This window comes from Vibrio sp. ZF 223 (assembly GCF_003050585.1).
Lineage (GTDB): Bacteria > Pseudomonadota > Gammaproteobacteria > Enterobacterales > Vibrionaceae > Vibrio > Vibrio crassostreae.
This window is the reverse complement of sequence record NZ_PIGB01000001.1, coordinates 602786-617865: the sequence shown is the minus strand read 5'-3', so window position 1 is coordinate 617865 and position 15080 is coordinate 602786. Positions and strand designations below refer to the sequence as shown.

Below are 15080 nucleotides of genomic sequence, written 5' to 3'. Positions count from 1 at the left end.
ATGCCATCAAGCTTGGTTGGCCGATGAACACCGTGTAAAGGAATTACGAATTGTTTTAGCTAATACAATAACTTTTACATCGAGGCGCTCTTCATGACGACACTATCGCTATCAAACTTGAGTTCAATCCCGCAGTTCAATGCTAAGGCGCACAGCAAGCTTCAAGCGCTAGCAAAACCGATTGGGGCGGTGTGTAATATCAGTTGCACCTACTGCTATTACTTAGAAAAACAGCAGCTGCTTGAATACCCCAAAGGATCTCAATATGTGATGGATGAAGCGCTGCTAGAGCGTTACATCAAACAATATATAGAAGGGCAAAATACACCGGAAATCATCTTTTCTTGGCATGGTGGAGAGCCAACCTTGTTGGGGATTGAATACTTTCAAAAGGTCGTCGCCCTGCAGAAAAAATATTGCCCTAGCCACAGTACTATTAGTAATGATCTGCAAACCAATGGCACCTTGTTGAATGATGCGTGGTGTAATTTTTTCAATAAACATGACTTTATCATCGGTGTGAGCATTGATGGCCCAGAGCACTTACATAATCACTACCGAACCAACCGTGCAGGCAAAGGTACTTTTTCTCAAACAATGCGTGGCATTCGCTACTTGAAACAACATAACGTCGAGTTCGCGACCCTAAGCTGTGTGAATGATGTGACAGGTAAGTATCCACTAGAGGTTTATCGCTTTCTACGCGATGAAGTGGGTTCGAAGCAGCTGCAGTTCATCCCTGTGGTGGATAAGCGCGAGGCTCATACCAACAATCAATGGTTGAGCAACCAACAAGCGATCATTCCTGTCTCTGGCGAAGTTGAATCGTGGAGTGTCGGTTCAGCGCAATGGGGAGATTTCCTTACTACCATTTTTGACGAGTGGTTCGAACATGATTTTGGTCGGGTATTAGTGCCGTACTTTGAAAATTTTTTCGGCGTGTGGATGGGCAGAGAAAGCACCATGTGCACCTTGAGTGAGATCTGCGGCAAAGGGTTAGCGGTTGAGCCCAATGGTGATGTGTATTCATGTGACCATTATGTCTTTCCTGAATTTCAGTTGGGTAATATTCAGGAACAAGAGCTTTCATCTTTAGCCTTTTCGCCAAAGCAACAGAGTTTTGGGTTCTCCAAACAGAAGTCTTTGCCGAAACAATGCCAAACCTGTGAGTTTAAGTTCGCATGTCATGGGGAGTGCCCCAAAAACCGCATCATCAAAAGCCGAGATGGTGAGGCAGGGTTAAATTATCTCTGTGAAGGATGGCTGAGCTTCTTCAAGCATATCGACCCGGTTATTAAGGGCTTACTCAAAGCCAATAATATTGCGTCTCGTCTAGGGTAGTGAGTTGGCGTGAATCGATTCAATCAAGATTTAAAGTGAGATAGAAGGCTCGCTAAATTGTGCGAGCCTTTTGGTTTTTGGTACTTGGTCGCTGGTATCTAGTCAGCCGATTCTTGTGCTGGGCTCATGGCAAGAATGGTTTCATTCATGGCATTGTTTAGAATCGAACGGTTGCGCTGCATCGCAGCCATGAGCGTTGAGCCTAGCCATAAGCCATAGAGCGTTCGAGATAGCGATTCTGGTTCTGCGATAGTGAAATCACCATCGGCATTACCTTCTTCAAACAGCTTTGCCATACGCAGGATGATCTTTTCCGCGCCTTCTGCCATAGTCGATTGCAACGGGTTAGCAGACCCAGAGACTTCTCCAGCCAGTTTTACGACAAGACATTGGATATTGAAGTCCTCAGTCAGCTTCGACGCGCACCAAAACTCGAAATAGGCTTTAACGCGATCACGACGAGAAAGCGACTCATCACTTAAAAAGTCGTTCAGCTTAGCGAGGTGCTCATCAAAGTAGTTGGTAAGAAGGATCTCGCCAAAGTGCTCTTTGGATTTAAAGTAGTGGTAAAAAGAACCCTTGGTGCCTTCCGCTTGGTTGATGATTTTCATCAGGCCAACACCAGCAAACCCGTGTTCATTAATAAGGCTAAACCCTGCATCGAGCATAGCTTGTCGCATGTCTTTCATTGTTCTTACTCTTTATGCTGAGAATGAGGAATAGTGTAACCAGCAACATACCAACCGTCCAGTCTAGCGCGTTAGGACGCTGTCAATAGTTGACTCGCTTCGTCAAAGTGACTTTTCTCTTATATCCCCCTTCTAAGCGACAAAACTTTTTTCAAGATAAGCGCATGCTATAAAACGAAAATAACAGCCTTAAAGAGCTTGTTTGGTGCCTTAAAATGGCTAATTTTTGGTATTTTAAGTTGCTGTTTTTGTTGGTTTTTAATTTGGTGTTTTCTTAAGATCGTAATGATAGTCTTAGCTTAATTTCTTTAGGGGGCTAAATGGATACTAATAACAGCACTTATCATCACCACAGTTTTGCTCAGCAAGATTTATCAGAGCTTACATTTACAGTCTGCACGTTTATCCGTTGTGATTTCAGACGTTCGAACTTACGCGACGCAACGTTTATTAACTGTAAGTTTATTGAACAAGGCGATATTGAGGGGTGCCACTTTGATGTTGCCGACTTACGAGATGCAAGCTTCCAGAATTGCCAGTTGGCGATGGCGAACTTTAGTAATGCAAACTGCTATGGGATCGAACTGCGCGAATGCGATCTGAAAGGCGCGAACTTTACTCGAACAAATTTTGCCAATCAGGTAAGCAATAGAATGTATTTTTGCTCTGCGTATATTACGGGCTGTAACCTGTCATACGCCAATTTTGAACAGGCTTGTTTAGAGAAGTGCGAGCTGTTTGAGAACCGTTGGATAGGATCGTACCTTGGTGGCGCGTCACTGAAAGAGTCTGATCTTAGCCGAGGCGTGTTCTCGGAAGATGTATGGGGGCAGTTCAGTATGCAGGGAGCAAACTTATGCCACGCTGAATTGGAAGGGTTAGATCCTCGAAAGGTCGACACATCGGGGATTAAAATCGTCGCTTGGCAGCAAGAGCAACTGCTTGAAACCATGGGTATTGTTGTAATGCCTGATTGATTCTTATCATTCGGTTGTAATCAACCATAGTCGCTAGAAGAAAAGCCCAAAGCTAATAACTTTGGGCTTTTCCGTATCTGGTAACCAGCATTTTATAATGATTTTTTAAAAAGAGAACGCTTGGTGAATAGAGAACTGATTGGCTGATTAGTGCATGCCTGAACGCATTTTGTCGGCCAGGGCAAAGAACACAAACAACACAAAACAGACCAGAGCAACACCCAATGAAACCAAGATGGTTGTTGCGTCTTTTGATATCAATGGAACGACGATAGAAGCTAACGCTACCAACATAACAAGGATATGAACGATTCGTCCGATGATCGGGTTTTTATGACAGAATGAAGCCCATAGGTAACGCATTTTTAACACCAGTATAATATTAGTGGGTTTATTCTATTTTCTTAATGAGTGTTTTGTAAATAACATTCTGTTACAGGAACCTGTAAATATGACCTAAGTCGTTTTACTATAAAATTGGTTAAATAACATAGGTTTATTTGTATTCCATAGAATGTATATCACCTAAATGATAATCATAGTATTCCGTATTCTTTAGGATGGTAAGTTAAATATTGTTCGATTTTCAGTTTTTGACTTAAGATCTCATTTACTGAGTATTTTATTAAGAGCTCGTTTGCGTATGGATGTTGATGTCGTAAATATTAATCGAATTAGAATCAGCTTAGAGCCTATGATTTGTTTTATTTATCAAAGCGACTCCTCAAATTGAGAGCGAGGTAATCTTGTGAGTTTTTCTGTTTGATATACTCAGTACTCGTTCGATAAAGATGATGGAGATGATATGTCGAAAACCGCGAAGATCATTAATGAAGATAAGCTGGTAAAAAAAGCAGTTGAAGTCGGTTTTAAGATGGCAAAACTACAAGGTTTTGATTTGCCAAATTCATCCCAACCGATAAAGGTTAAAGCGGTGTACTTGTTCCTTGTTGAAGTCAATCAGATCACACCGTTACCTGACGATAAGCTTGATGGCGCGAACATCAAGAAGCGTTTAGCACTATGGCTTCATAAGGCACTGCCGGACAATGACCCGCTGAAGTAAGCTTGTATTACCTCATTTTGTATTTAAAACCTAGCGACCTTTCGCTAGGTTTTTTGCTTTTGGGTACAGTAAAAGTAGCCCCTAATATTCCCCCAAGCCTAACTTCATTCATATATTCGCCAACCTTACCTGCCATCAACATTAACGCGCATCATCTGTTCATTAGTTGCCTCAACGTACTTGTGATTACTCAGTACGAGGCCCCAAACTTGACAGCTTGGATCTTACTAACAACTATTAAGTTGATGATCTTCAATTCGTAATCCATCGATTTACCGAACTTGAATGATTAAGAGCATCGGTGTGGATATTCGTTATGACGTTTAGTCTGACTGAACAGGATAAATAGAAAGGAAAAACCTCTTATGATGTCTTTACTGTTTTTGTTGTTACTAGTGGCGATGCTATGCGCCTTTTTCGATAAGAAGACCGCTGCTTATGGCTTTTTTGCTAGCTCAGTGATCCTAGGTTTGTATTGGTTTAACCACCATGCCACCGACCCATTATCGATCTTACTGTAAGGAGCTAGCATGAATCGAAATCAGTTAACTCTCTTGAATACACTTGGCTTGCTAGGTATGACAGCCGTTTTGTTGATCGGCTTTATTCTTCAGTTTGTTCTTAATGAGTTGCCTTGTCCGTTATGCTTATTACAACGTATTGGCTTTGTGATGGTGGCGTTTGGCTTCATGTTGAATGTGGTTTATGGGCCTCAATCTCGCCACTATGGCATCGTCCTAATTGGCGCTTTATATGGTGTTGCTACCTCGCTAAGACAGGTCTCGTTACATGTAATTCCCGGTACGCCTGGCTACGGTAGCCCCATCCTCGGGATGCATTATTATACTTGGGCTTTTGTTTTGTTCACGGCCACTATCTTTGCGGTTGCTGTGATCTTGATACTAACGAATAAGATAGAAACTCAAGAACCATACAAAATGAGCAATCTAGGGCGTATTGCGTGCTTACTGGCAATCGTTGTGGTTGCGCTCAATGCTATTGCTACGTTTGCTGAGTGTGGGCCTTATCAATGCCCTGATAACCCAGTGAGTTATTGGTTGCTTAATCAAGGTGTTGGTTAGAGCCTATTAACTAACAACAAAGCCACAGCATACGCTGTGGCTTTGTTGTTTGTGTTTGCGCTTTTAATTGTATATGTAAACTGTTCGATGTGATTTCATGCTATACGACTTGTGCCGGTTCTGTCGGTTTTGCGGTTTCCCCTTTATCTGAGCCTTCGTTTGTAATGTGGTCATATTTTTCAGTGAGGTGGTCTTGGATCTTTTGGTGATATGCGCCGTTCAGCTTGTAAAAGCGGAAGTAGATGATTAGTGCAATGGCAAAGAAGAAAGCTGGTAGACCAACCATGATGCATTGCATGCCGAATACGGTTTCAGGGCTTTGCGTTACGTTAGGTACATAATCAACAGCGGTGAGCGCGATACCGATAAAGAAAGCGGCAAATGCCGAACCTGCTTTTACGACCAAGGTTTGCACTGAGTAAGCGATGCTTTCGCAACGAGAACCCAGTTTAAACTCACCGTAATCGACCGTGTCTGCCACCATGATGACGTTAAGTACCCAGAATAGCGCTGTACCAATTTGTAGAAAAACGCCTGCTGTTGATATCAGCAGAATGCTCTGTTTGTCGTACATGCCAACGTAGATGAGTACTGCGCTGCCTAAAATAGGGAAAGACGATGCACATGCCCACAGAACTCGGCGTGAAAACATCTGGGCAAGTTTAGGGAACAGCACCAGTGTGATGAGGTTAGCAATACCTGCATAAGCCATGTAGTAAGGGAAAAGTTCTTCATTACCCACCACATAAGTGAAGTAGTAAACCGCGAACGCTGTAATGATGTTGGTCGCGAGGTTATAAGACAAAGCCATACACAAAACACTAGTCAGTTGGTCGTTTTTGTAGATAAGTGACAGTAGCTTTTTCAGTGAAACCTTTTCTTCAGGTTGATTTGTGTCTAGGTTGGCGGTTGAATAACGTTCTTTTACATTACGCAAAGTAATGAAAGTTGATACCAAGAAACAAGCGATCAACAAAAGTGTAAAAATCTGGAAGCCGAACCCTTTATCGTCCCCACCTACGTAGTTCACGAAAGGCATTGCGATAGCCGCAGTTACAATCCAAGCTAGGCTAGCAAAGAAGCGAGGGTATGGGACGAGCTCTTCACGTTCACGCTTATCTAAGGTGAGTGTTGGGACCAGTGACCAAAAAGGGATATCCATTAGTGTGTAAGTCATGCCCCACAAGATATAGGTGACAGCGGCGTATGCGATTAACCAAGGACCTTCGATGTAATGCGCACTAAACACCATCAGAAGAACCACGGAGTTAGCCAGTGTGCCAATTAAAATCCAAGGTTTGAACTTGCCCCATCGAGTGCGGGTATTGTTGACTAACCACCCCATAATAGGGTCATTGACGGCATCCCAGATGCGTGCGACGAGGAAAATGGTGCCGACTGTAGCGGCAGAAATACCGACTACATCCGTGTAGTAAAACATTAGGTACATGTAGACGATGGTGATTGCGAAGTCTTTACCAAATGCGCCAAAGCCATAACTTAGCTTGGTATTCATAGAGATACTCATTGCCACTCCTTACGCCTCCTCGGTGAGAAGGCGTTGATATTCACGTTGTTGTATGTTTTTTAGTATGAAGTTACTTGTTAACCCACTCTGGTAACCAACCCTGATGGGCTTCAATCAAGTCATCAACCAGCGCGTATATCTCTTCTATTCCAAGTACGGCGGCAGTATGAGGGTCAAGCATCGCAGCATGATAAATACGGTCGCGGTTTTCAGTGAGAATGGCTTCTGTTAATAGAGTTTGGACGTTGATGTTAGTTTGCATCAATGCGGCCAAGTGATTTGGTAGGCGGCCAGCTTTGATTGGTTGCACACCATTGGCATCGACTAAACAGGCGACTTCAACACAGCAACCGTGCGGCAGGTTATCGATTAAGGCTTCGTTTTTAACGTTGCCATAGATGACGCTAGGTGTACCCGTCCAGATAGAATTCATGATGGTGCTAGCGTATTCGTGAGATTCCTCAACGGTGATCTTATCGGCCGTTTTGAACTCTTGAAGGTCTTTTTTCCAATCGGCAATTTGTTCGACACAACGTTTAGGGTATTCATCAAGTGGCACTTTATAACGTTCAATTAAATCTGGACGATTTGGCTTGATAAAGTAGGGGGTGTATTCAGAAAAATGTTCAGAAGACTCTGTCACGAAGTAGCCAAGCTTCTTAAACATCTCATAGCGGACTAAGTTGGTGCAGCGACCATTGTGATAAATACCCGGCTTAGGCGCTTGGCCACTCTCAAAGGCTTCAAGTAGGTCTGGATAAATGTCGACGTACTTACCGCTTTCTGTTTTTTTCTCGAGGGTTAGGTAGTAAGCCATGTGGTTAATGCCTGCGCAGGTATAGCGAAGATCTGCGTAATCTAAGTCTAGGTCGCGTGCTAGTTCTTCTGCGGTACCTTGTACTGAGTGACACAAACCGACTTGTTTAATGTGTGGATACTTCTCGTACATTGCCCATGTGTTCATTGCCATTGGGTTGACGTAGTTAAGCATGGTCGCGTTCGGGCAAACCTCAGTCATATCTTCACAGACACTCCAAAGATGCGGGACTGTGCGTAGCGAACGCATAATACCGCCTGGGCCTAGTGTGTCTGCGATGGTTTGTTCCAGACCATGGCGCTTACACACTTCGAAATCTGTGACGGTACATGGCTCGTAGCCACCGATTTGAAAGGCTATGACAACAAAATCTGCACCTTGTAGTGCCTCTTTTTGATCTAAATGGCATGAGATAGAGCCAGTCGCACTGGATGATTCCATCAACTTACTGACGACAAGGTGAGACTCTTCTAATCGATTCTCATCAATATCCATCAATGCGACATGAGCATTTTGTAGTGCTGAACGGTGGAAAACGTCGCCAAGAATGTTCTTAACAAAAATGGTTGAGCCTGCACCGATGAATGTGATTTTAGGGCTTTGCATAGTGGGATCCTTTATTTCTCTGAGTTCTTTGTTGATGCAGATAAATTACACCTAGAACCCATGTCGATTCGTCTCAGATAATCGAATAGCTCTCCTGTTTTCTAATATTTTTAAATCACTAAATAGAAATCTTAGGAAATGGGATAACTTGTTGGCTTTTAAGGAGAGAGGATATGCAATGAGGCTAGTTTTGCACTTAAGATACTGACTCTAATCACATCGTGATGATCTTATGAATTGGGGTACTGCGTCTCTATGATCGCCTTCAGAGTTTTATTATCGAGGAACTGTTAAAACTCAGCTATACGATTTCCTAAGGAGCGAGATATGCCGCAATCAGCCCCAGATACGGTGAGAATTATCACTTTAGATAAGTATTCATCCGAGACCGTGTCGGTAAGCCCACTGTCTCTCTATTCTTCCTATGAGAAAATCGATATTGAACTCAGAGCCCCTCATTCCATGCCTGGTTATCATTGGCATGGTCAAATTGAGGTGAATATACCCTTTGGCGATGATGTGGAGTACATCATTAACGGTAGCCCGGTTGTGGTCAAAAGTGGGTCGATTGGCTTGTTTTGGGCATCGGTACCGCATCGACTGACGAATCCAGGCCAATGCCATAATATGGGAATCATCAACATACCGATTCACCATTTTATGTCGTGGGCTCTCAGTCGGGATTTAGTCAACCAGATCACTCACGGCAGTGTGTTGCAATCGAATTCTTGTTCGCTGATCAGTGAGTTTGAAATCTCACGTTGGGCAGAGGAGATAAAGCATTCGTCCGAAAGTCGTCAACAGTTGGCTATGGATGAAATTGGCCTAATGCTTAAACGAATCTGCCTTGATGGCTGGCAACAACTGTTGGTAAATCGACAGGATAAGTCGACTAAGAAAGGGGTATCGAAACACTCGCAATTCTATGTCAGCCAGATGTTGGAATATATTGCGACTCACCATAATCAGCCATTGACCGTTAAAGATATCGCTGAACATATCGGGTTACACAGCAACTACGCGATGAACGTATTTCAGCGAACGATGCAGATGACTATTAAGCAGTACATTACTGCGATGCGCATCAACCACGCTCGTGCTTTGCTGAGTGATACAGATAGAACCATTCTCGATATCTCACTCACGGTGGGCTTTAATTCGAGTAGCCGATTCTATGAAACCTTCCAAACGTACATAGGTGTCACGCCGACTCAATATAGAAAATTAGCTAGAGAAGATCACCGATGGAGCAGTCATGGAGCTAGCCCTCTATACGACCTTGAGAAAGGGGCATGTGATGGGAAGCGGCCGTTAACAACGAAAGACAGTTAGCGATATTGATACAACCCGATAAAAGCAAAGCCACAGCATGTGCTGTGGCTTTGTTGCGATGGAATCAAGAGAATTTGTGCTTTGTAGATCGTTATCGATTAGCGATTCACTTGCTCGACAATCTCGCGTGTTAAGCGGGCAATCTCATCCCACTCTCCATTTTCAACGAGTTTCTTGTCGACCATCCATGTACCACCGCAGGCTAATACTTGAGGCACCGCTAAGTAGTTATCGATGTTTGATGGCGTGATACCGCCTGTAGGCATGAGTCTAATGTCGCCGTATGGACCAACGAGTGACTTAACCATCCTGATTCCACCTGAAGCTTCGGCAGGGAAAAACTTGAGAGTCGTTAGTCCCATCTCAAGTGCTGCTTCAACGGTGCTTGGATTGTTCACACCTGGAATGATATCGATGCCGATCTCTTGGCATGCTTTAACTGTGTTCGGATTAAAGCCCGGTGATACCACAAAGGTCGCGCCCGCTTCTTTAGCAGCGAGTGCTTGCTCGCCATTTAAGATAGTTCCTGCGCCGATCAGCATCTCTGGCTGTGCTTGGCGAAGTAGTCGAATCGCTTCAACAGCGGCGTCTGAACGGAACGTAATCTCAGCCGCTGGCAACCCATTCTCAGCCAATACTTTGCCTAGAGGGATAATATCCTCTGCGTTATCAATGGCGATAACAGGGATAACTTTAAGTGCTTTTAGTTGTTCGTTAATTGTAGACATGTTTGCTTCTTAATATCAGTTTGAAAGGGTGTCGGTGATGTATTTTGGGATGATTGCGCCATGATGTTGAATCACCAATCCGGCTAATGCATTCCCTTGGTGGCAGGCTTCTTCAATAGAACCTCCAGCGAGATAGCAAGATAAGAAACCGCCATTAAAAGAGTCGCCAGCAGAGGTGCTATCAACCACCGTCTCGACAGGTGTCGTTGTGATTTTTACTGGCTCACCTTCGGGCTTTTCGCTGATCAAGCAGCCTTCAGCACCAAGCTTGACAACAACGGTTTTGACGCCGAGTGCATGTAGCCTTGTTATGGTGTCTTGTGGCGTTTGATCGCCCCATAGCAGTTGTTCGTCATCAAAGGTAACCAAGGCTATATCTGTCGTTTTATAGGCAAGCTGAGAAGCTTCTTTGGTTGCGTCTTGTGAGTCCCACAACTTTGGTCGGTAGTTACTATCAAAGGCGATGGCCACACCACGTTCACGTAGACCTTGGATGATAGTGAGCAACTTTAGCTGATCGCCATGAGGCAAGATCGCCAGAGAGATTCCACTCAAAAACACCATATCGACATCTTCAAGTTGGGCGGTTATTTTGTCGAAATCTGGGTGCTGTACCATGTAGCGAGCAGCCGAGTCATTACGCCAATACAGAAATGTGCGTTCACCAACGTCATCTAATTGAATCAGATACAGGCCTGGCGAGCGCTGCTCGTCAATCAGCACGAAATCAGTTGATAGCCCTTCATCCTGCCATCGGTTAAGCATCTGCTGACTGATAGCGTCTGAGCCTAGCGCTGTGACATAACTGGTACGAATCATAGGTGTATCTGACGAACAGGAATGGCTGGTGGCACTTCGGTTCAAATAAACAGCGGCGTTGAGCGTATCCCCACCATAGGTCTGTTGCATGGAACCGAAGGGAGCGCCGTTCAGTTCTATCATGCACTCGCCGATAATCGCAATGTGGCTCATAGTGTGCCCTTACAGAAAGATTGGTATTGCTAGGTATAAATGATGGAACGTGGCTACAAGGAAAGTAGCCACGTTGATTCTTTTCCCAATAGCTTGAGAGGAGGTCTTACTTGTTGTCTAGTTTCACGAACAACAGCGTTAGAACATAAGACAGTGCGAACACACCAACCACGCCCATTAGTGCTTGAATGAAGTTTTGCGTACCGCCTGCAAGGTAAGCCGGTAAGCTGAATACAGAAGAAAGAATGTAGCTGGTTAAATGGGTATCGATTGTTACCGAGATAGCACCGAACACACCTGCAGCCAAACTCGCGGTCATCATCGCTTTGGTGTATTTCGTTAGGACACCAAATAGAGCCGGCTCCGTGATGCCTAAGATCGCGGTAACACTTGAGCCCATCGTAATTGAAGATTGCTCTTTAGATACCGTTTTACGTTGCTTATGCCAGATAGCCATTGTCGCGCCAGCAATTGCCATGTTACCTAAACACATGATTGGCATAAGTAAATCCTTACCATACAGTGCAAAGTTGTTGAGGCTGATTGGTGTCATGCTGTGGTGAATACCAAATACGATGGTAATCGGGCGAGTCAGACCAAACACAAAGCCTGTTAATGTCGGAGAGATTTCCAGTAGTGAACTCATTACCCAACCCGCGCCATTACTTAGCCAGATGCCCGCAGGGCCAACAAATGATAGCGTGATGGTTGAAGTCACCGTAAAGGCAAGCAATGGTGTAAATACTGGTTTTGCTGAAGAGGGTACCAGTCGGTCAACTAACGGAGTCACTTTTGACAGTAACCAGATAGCGAGAATAGCCGGTACGATAGCGCCGCCGTAGTTAAGCAGTTCAATCGGTACTACGCCTAGAACCGTCAGCTCAGGTGCAGCGCCAGCGTCTTTTAGCATCACCGCTTTATCTACTAGCTTGGGGGCTAACATTGCAGAGGAAACAGCAAGCGCGATGTACTCGTTTACCTTGAATACTTTGGCTGCAGAGAAAGAGACCAGCATAGGTAAGAAGAAGAACACAGCAACAGAGATAGAGCGGAAGAAATAAACCGTGTCTGAGGTTTCAGAGATAACATTGGTTGCGATAAGGCCAGAAAGTAAGCCCATCAACATACCTGCACCGGCAATAGCTGGGACTACAGGGCCGAAGATACCCGCGACAATACGCATCACGCCTTGGAACAGTTTGCCTTTCTCTAGCTCATCAGCTGGATTAGCGTCAGCTTGTTGAGTGTTTGATAGCGCGTTAAACCACTTCTCTACTTCAACACCGATGATCACTTGAGTTTGACCTTGTTGAAGTACCACACCTTTCACGTCAGCGATCTGCTTGATCGCTTCTTCGTCTACCAGAGACTCGTCTGCCAATTTGAATCGCAGCCTTGTCATACAGTGTGTGATACTCACGATATTGTCTTCACCACCAAGTGCAGTGACTAATAACTGTATATTTTCTTTGAAATTTTTCTTCTTCGATGATGACTTCGAGTTATTAACAGCGGCATCACTCTTTTCTACCATTTGCATACTACACCTGTTATTGGAATATATTTAACTCGAGTAATCATAACGACAACCAATTTAATTCCAACGCAGTAAAAAGAGATCTCAATCACACTTGAAATTCGAATAATTATTTTTTCACCATTTTTGGCCAATTGGTATGTTTTGTTAATCAAAAAAAAACACTTAACGTACCAATTATTTTTACCGAAAATTAGCGCTTGAAATGTGGTTTTTAAAGCGGTTAGATAATAGGAGTTGACTTAAGTTTAGGTTATTTAATTGTGAAAGAAACTATTATATCTGATATCCATTGTATTATTACTAAACCAGACAGACACAATCTCATTACCGTGGTAGTTGAAACGAATGAAGGCGTGACTGGGTTTGGTTGTGCGACATTCCAACAAAGACCGCTTGCTGTAAAAACAATGGTCGATGAATATTTAAAACCTATTCTTATTGGTAAAAACGCCAATAATATTGAAGACTTATGGCAAATGATGATGGTCAACGCTTATTGGCGAAATGGCCCTGTTATCAATAATGCAATTTCCGGTGTTGATATGGCACTGTGGGATATTAAAGCCAAATTAGCGAGTATGCCATTACATCAATTATTTGGTGGTAAGTCTCGTGATGCTATTCCTGTATACACACACGCAACTAGCGACACAATGGAAGGTATTTATGAGTTGGTGGAATCTTTCCTAGATAAAGGCTACAAGCACATTCGTTGTCAGCTTGGTTTCTATGGCGGCGTTCCAACCGATTTGCATACCACTCAAAACCCGACTGAAGGTTCGTATTACGACCAAGATCAGTACATGGACAATACACTAACGATGTTTAAGTCGCTTAGAGAGAAATATGGTAACCAATTCCATATTCTTCATGATGTTCATGAGCGCCTATTCCCGAACCAAGCGATACAATTTGCCAAAGAAGTCGAGCAATATAAGCCTTACTTCATTGAAGATATTCTGCCGCCAAATCAAACGGAATGGTTGGATAATATTCGTAGCCAAAGCTCAGTTTCATTAGGTTTAGGGGAGTTATTTAATAACCCTGAAGAGTGGAAGTCTCTAATCGCGAATCGTCGAATCGACTTCATCCGTTGTCATGTTTCACAAATCGGTGGTATTACGCCAGCTCTGAAACTAGGTCATCTATGTCAGAACTTCGGTGTTCGTATTGCATGGCATTGCCCACCAGATATGACGCCAATTGGTGCAGCGGTAAACACGCATTTGAATGTGCATTTACACAATGCGGCCATTCAAGAACACGTCGAGTACAACGAGAACACGCACAAGGTATTCCCGAACGCTGCAGAGCCAATTAATGGCTACTTATACGCTTCAGAAATCGCAGGTATTGGTGTTGAAATCGACCGAGAAGTTGCAGCAGAGTTCCCTGTTATGTATCGCCCCCATGAGTGGACTCAAAGTCGCCTTCCTGATGGCGCGATTCATACCCCTTAACTCGTATTTTTAATATCAAATGGTCGCTATAAGCGACCATTTTCTTATTTAATATATTTACCAGATATTACGTATTATCAAAAATTATATTTCTAGTATCACTAAATTAATGATACTAGATGTGAAATAGTATTAGTGGCTAATCTATAGCGTAATTAACTTATATATAAAAATTAACCATATTAAATCGAATTTAAAGGTTACTTCTTATCTCGGAAGCTCATGCTCTCACTGTTAAAAGGCGTGTGGTAGGTGCATTGGTAGTTGATGTCGATAATATCACTGACGATGAACAGTTCCCCCGATGCTAAGAAACCTCGGTTGGTGATATTCATGACTGCCGCATTTTTTTTGCAGCCGAGCAACTCCGCATCTTCTTTAGAAACATTGATCGCTTGATACGTTGTTAAGTAGCTATCGATCTGAAGGCCTTTCGCCAATGCATGTTTCTGGATTGAGCTTTCAATGATCTCGGCATTCATTTCTGGGAAGACGTTAACAGGGATCTTGGCTTCTTCTATTTGAACTACTTTGTTGTTAATCAATCGAAGCCGTCTAATTTTCCAAATGTAGTCATTGTTGTCTAAAGAAAAAATCTGCTGTTCGTGGTTATCGGGTAGCGCTTTATTCAGCTGGAGCTTTTTATAAGAGATCTCTTCAAAACTGTTTTCAGTAATGGAGTTGTACACCAGTGGTGTACCAATCAGAGAAGTGTTGACGAAGTAACCAGAACCCACCTTAGATTTCACCATGCCAATAGCCTCTAGCTTGGCTAGTGCTTTGCGAATCGTGAAACGAGATAATCCATATATTTCAGATAGTTCTCTTTCAGCAGGAAGCTTATGGCTGATACTGTTTTGGCAAATTTTGCTCACAATATCTTGAACAACTAATTCATATTTTTTCATTCTAAAAACTTAAAAAAGCACTCATGGTGATTAA

General features: G+C 43.4%; 15 protein-coding genes. 7 read left to right on the top strand and 8 right to left on the bottom strand.

Translation table 11 applies throughout. The features are described 5' to 3' along the window. Nucleotides 1-93 precede the first annotated feature (93 nt). On the top strand, nucleotides 94-1341 hold the full coding sequence (locus tag CWO13_RS02630) for an anaerobic sulfatase maturase (RefSeq protein WP_102432463.1): 1248 nt from the start codon (nucleotides 94-96) through the stop codon (nucleotides 1339-1341). 98 nt (nucleotides 1342-1439) lie between these two features. Here the strand turns inward: CWO13_RS02630 and CWO13_RS02625 are convergent, their stop codons facing one another. Next, on the bottom strand, nucleotides 1440-2030 hold the full coding sequence (locus CWO13_RS02625; protein ID WP_108082494.1) for a TetR/AcrR family transcriptional regulator: 591 nt from the start codon (nucleotides 2028-2030) through the stop codon (nucleotides 1440-1442). A gap of 320 nt (nucleotides 2031-2350) precedes the next feature. Here CWO13_RS02625 and CWO13_RS02620 point away from each other — a divergent pair, with 320 nt between their 5' ends. Continuing rightward, nucleotides 2351-3007, top strand: coding sequence for a Qnr family pentapeptide repeat protein (locus tag CWO13_RS02620; RefSeq protein WP_108082493.1), 657 nt, complete (start codon nucleotides 2351-2353; stop codon nucleotides 3005-3007). A 147-nt stretch (nucleotides 3008-3154) separates the two neighbouring features. Here CWO13_RS02620 and CWO13_RS02615 read toward each other — a convergent pair whose 3' ends face one another. Further along, a complete protein-coding gene (locus tag CWO13_RS02615; protein ID WP_102432460.1) occupies nucleotides 3155-3370 on the bottom strand; it encodes a hypothetical protein in 216 nt (71 codons plus the stop codon). A 442-nt stretch (nucleotides 3371-3812) separates the two neighbouring features. On the opposite strand from CWO13_RS02615, the gene CWO13_RS02610 reads away from it, so the two are divergent. From CWO13_RS02610 to CWO13_RS02605, 3 genes are all read left to right on the top strand, one after another. Further along, nucleotides 3813-4073 (top strand): DUF5062 family protein, encoded by a 261-nt coding sequence (locus CWO13_RS02610; protein ID WP_017061084.1) that lies wholly within the window; start codon nucleotides 3813-3815, stop codon nucleotides 4071-4073. 365 nt (nucleotides 4074-4438) lie between these two features. Then, on the top strand, nucleotides 4439-4594 hold the full coding sequence (locus CWO13_RS23385) for a DUF5993 family protein (RefSeq protein ID WP_017061085.1): 156 nt from the start codon (nucleotides 4439-4441) through the stop codon (nucleotides 4592-4594). A 9-nt stretch (nucleotides 4595-4603) separates the two neighbouring features. Continuing rightward, nucleotides 4604-5155 carry a disulfide bond formation protein B gene (locus CWO13_RS02605; protein ID WP_102433561.1) on the top strand — a complete coding sequence of 184 codons (552 nt, stop codon included), beginning with the start codon at nucleotides 4604-4606 and terminating at the stop codon, nucleotides 5153-5155. Nucleotides 5156-5255: 100 nt separating this feature from the next. Here the strand turns inward: CWO13_RS02605 and melB are convergent, their stop codons facing one another. Together melB and CWO13_RS02595 are read right to left on the bottom strand one after the other, a co-directional pair. Continuing rightward, nucleotides 5256-6683, bottom strand: a complete 1428-nt coding sequence (gene melB / locus CWO13_RS02600) for a melibiose:sodium transporter MelB (protein WP_102478414.1) — start codon at nucleotides 6681-6683, stop codon at nucleotides 5256-5258. A gap of 70 nt (nucleotides 6684-6753) precedes the next feature. After that, nucleotides 6754-8106 (bottom strand): alpha-glucosidase/alpha-galactosidase, encoded by a 1353-nt coding sequence (locus CWO13_RS02595; RefSeq protein ID WP_108082492.1) that lies wholly within the window; start codon nucleotides 8104-8106, stop codon nucleotides 6754-6756. Nucleotides 8107-8433: 327 nt separating this feature from the next. On the opposite strand from CWO13_RS02595, the gene melR reads away from it, so the two are divergent. After that, nucleotides 8434-9438 (top strand): transcriptional regulator MelR, encoded by a 1005-nt coding sequence (gene melR, locus CWO13_RS02590; RefSeq protein WP_102478412.1) that lies wholly within the window; start codon nucleotides 8434-8436, stop codon nucleotides 9436-9438. 98 nt (nucleotides 9439-9536) lie between these two features. Here the strand turns inward: melR and CWO13_RS02585 are convergent, their stop codons facing one another. The 3 genes from CWO13_RS02585 to CWO13_RS02575 form a co-directional block, all read right to left on the bottom strand. After that, nucleotides 9537-10166 carry a bifunctional 4-hydroxy-2-oxoglutarate aldolase/2-dehydro-3-deoxy-phosphogluconate aldolase gene (locus tag CWO13_RS02585; protein ID WP_107899362.1) on the bottom strand — a complete coding sequence of 210 codons (630 nt, stop codon included), beginning with the start codon at nucleotides 10164-10166 and terminating at the stop codon, nucleotides 9537-9539. Between the two features lie 15 nt (nucleotides 10167-10181). Then, nucleotides 10182-11138 carry a sugar kinase gene (locus CWO13_RS02580; RefSeq protein ID WP_108082491.1) on the bottom strand — a complete coding sequence of 319 codons (957 nt, stop codon included), beginning with the start codon at nucleotides 11136-11138 and terminating at the stop codon, nucleotides 10182-10184. Nucleotides 11139-11244: 106 nt separating this feature from the next. Further along, complete coding sequence (locus CWO13_RS02575) at nucleotides 11245-12678, bottom strand: PTS transporter subunit EIIC (RefSeq protein WP_108082490.1); 1434 nt, start codon at nucleotides 12676-12678, stop codon at nucleotides 11245-11247. A gap of 260 nt (nucleotides 12679-12938) precedes the next feature. On the opposite strand from CWO13_RS02575, the gene CWO13_RS02570 reads away from it, so the two are divergent. Further along, nucleotides 12939-14138: an enolase C-terminal domain-like protein gene (locus CWO13_RS02570; protein WP_108082489.1), complete on the top strand. Its 1200-nt coding sequence runs from the start codon at nucleotides 12939-12941 to the stop codon at nucleotides 14136-14138. A 200-nt stretch (nucleotides 14139-14338) separates the two neighbouring features. On the opposite strand, the gene CWO13_RS02565 is transcribed toward CWO13_RS02570, so the two are convergent. Beyond that, nucleotides 14339-15046 (bottom strand): GntR family transcriptional regulator, encoded by a 708-nt coding sequence (locus CWO13_RS02565; protein ID WP_102480509.1) that lies wholly within the window; start codon nucleotides 15044-15046, stop codon nucleotides 14339-14341. Nucleotides 15047-15080 lie beyond the last annotated feature (34 nt).

Excerpts from the sequence above, each read along its gene's own strand:
- CWO13_RS02630 (WP_102432463.1), top strand. The coding sequence starts at position 94 with ATGACGACACTATCGCTATCAAACTTGAGTTCAATCCCGCAGTTCAAT.
- CWO13_RS02625 (WP_108082494.1), bottom strand. The coding sequence starts at position 2,030 with ATGAAAGACATGCGACAAGCTATGCTCGATGCAGGGTTTAGCCTTATT.
- CWO13_RS02620 (WP_108082493.1), top strand. The coding sequence starts at position 2,351 with ATGGATACTAATAACAGCACTTATCATCACCACAGTTTTGCTCAGCAA.
- CWO13_RS02615 (WP_102432460.1), bottom strand. The coding sequence starts at position 3,370 with ATGCGTTACCTATGGGCTTCATTCTGTCATAAAAACCCGATCATCGGA.
- CWO13_RS02610 (WP_017061084.1), top strand. The coding sequence starts at position 3,813 with ATGTCGAAAACCGCGAAGATCATTAATGAAGATAAGCTGGTAAAAAAA.
- CWO13_RS23385 (WP_017061085.1), top strand. The coding sequence starts at position 4,439 with ATGATGTCTTTACTGTTTTTGTTGTTACTAGTGGCGATGCTATGCGCC.
- CWO13_RS02605 (WP_102433561.1), top strand. The coding sequence starts at position 4,604 with ATGAATCGAAATCAGTTAACTCTCTTGAATACACTTGGCTTGCTAGGT.
- melB (WP_102478414.1), bottom strand. The coding sequence starts at position 6,683 with ATGAGTATCTCTATGAATACCAAGCTAAGTTATGGCTTTGGCGCATTT.
- CWO13_RS02595 (WP_108082492.1), bottom strand. The coding sequence starts at position 8,106 with ATGCAAAGCCCTAAAATCACATTCATCGGTGCAGGCTCAACCATTTTT.
- melR (WP_102478412.1), top strand. The coding sequence starts at position 8,434 with ATGCCGCAATCAGCCCCAGATACGGTGAGAATTATCACTTTAGATAAG.
- CWO13_RS02585 (WP_107899362.1), bottom strand. The coding sequence starts at position 10,166 with ATGTCTACAATTAACGAACAACTAAAAGCACTTAAAGTTATCCCTGTT.
- CWO13_RS02580 (WP_108082491.1), bottom strand. The coding sequence starts at position 11,138 with ATGAGCCACATTGCGATTATCGGCGAGTGCATGATAGAACTGAACGGC.
- CWO13_RS02575 (WP_108082490.1), bottom strand. The coding sequence starts at position 12,678 with ATGCAAATGGTAGAAAAGAGTGATGCCGCTGTTAATAACTCGAAGTCA.
- CWO13_RS02565 (WP_102480509.1), bottom strand. The coding sequence starts at position 15,046 with ATGAAAAAATATGAATTAGTTGTTCAAGATATTGTGAGCAAAATTTGC.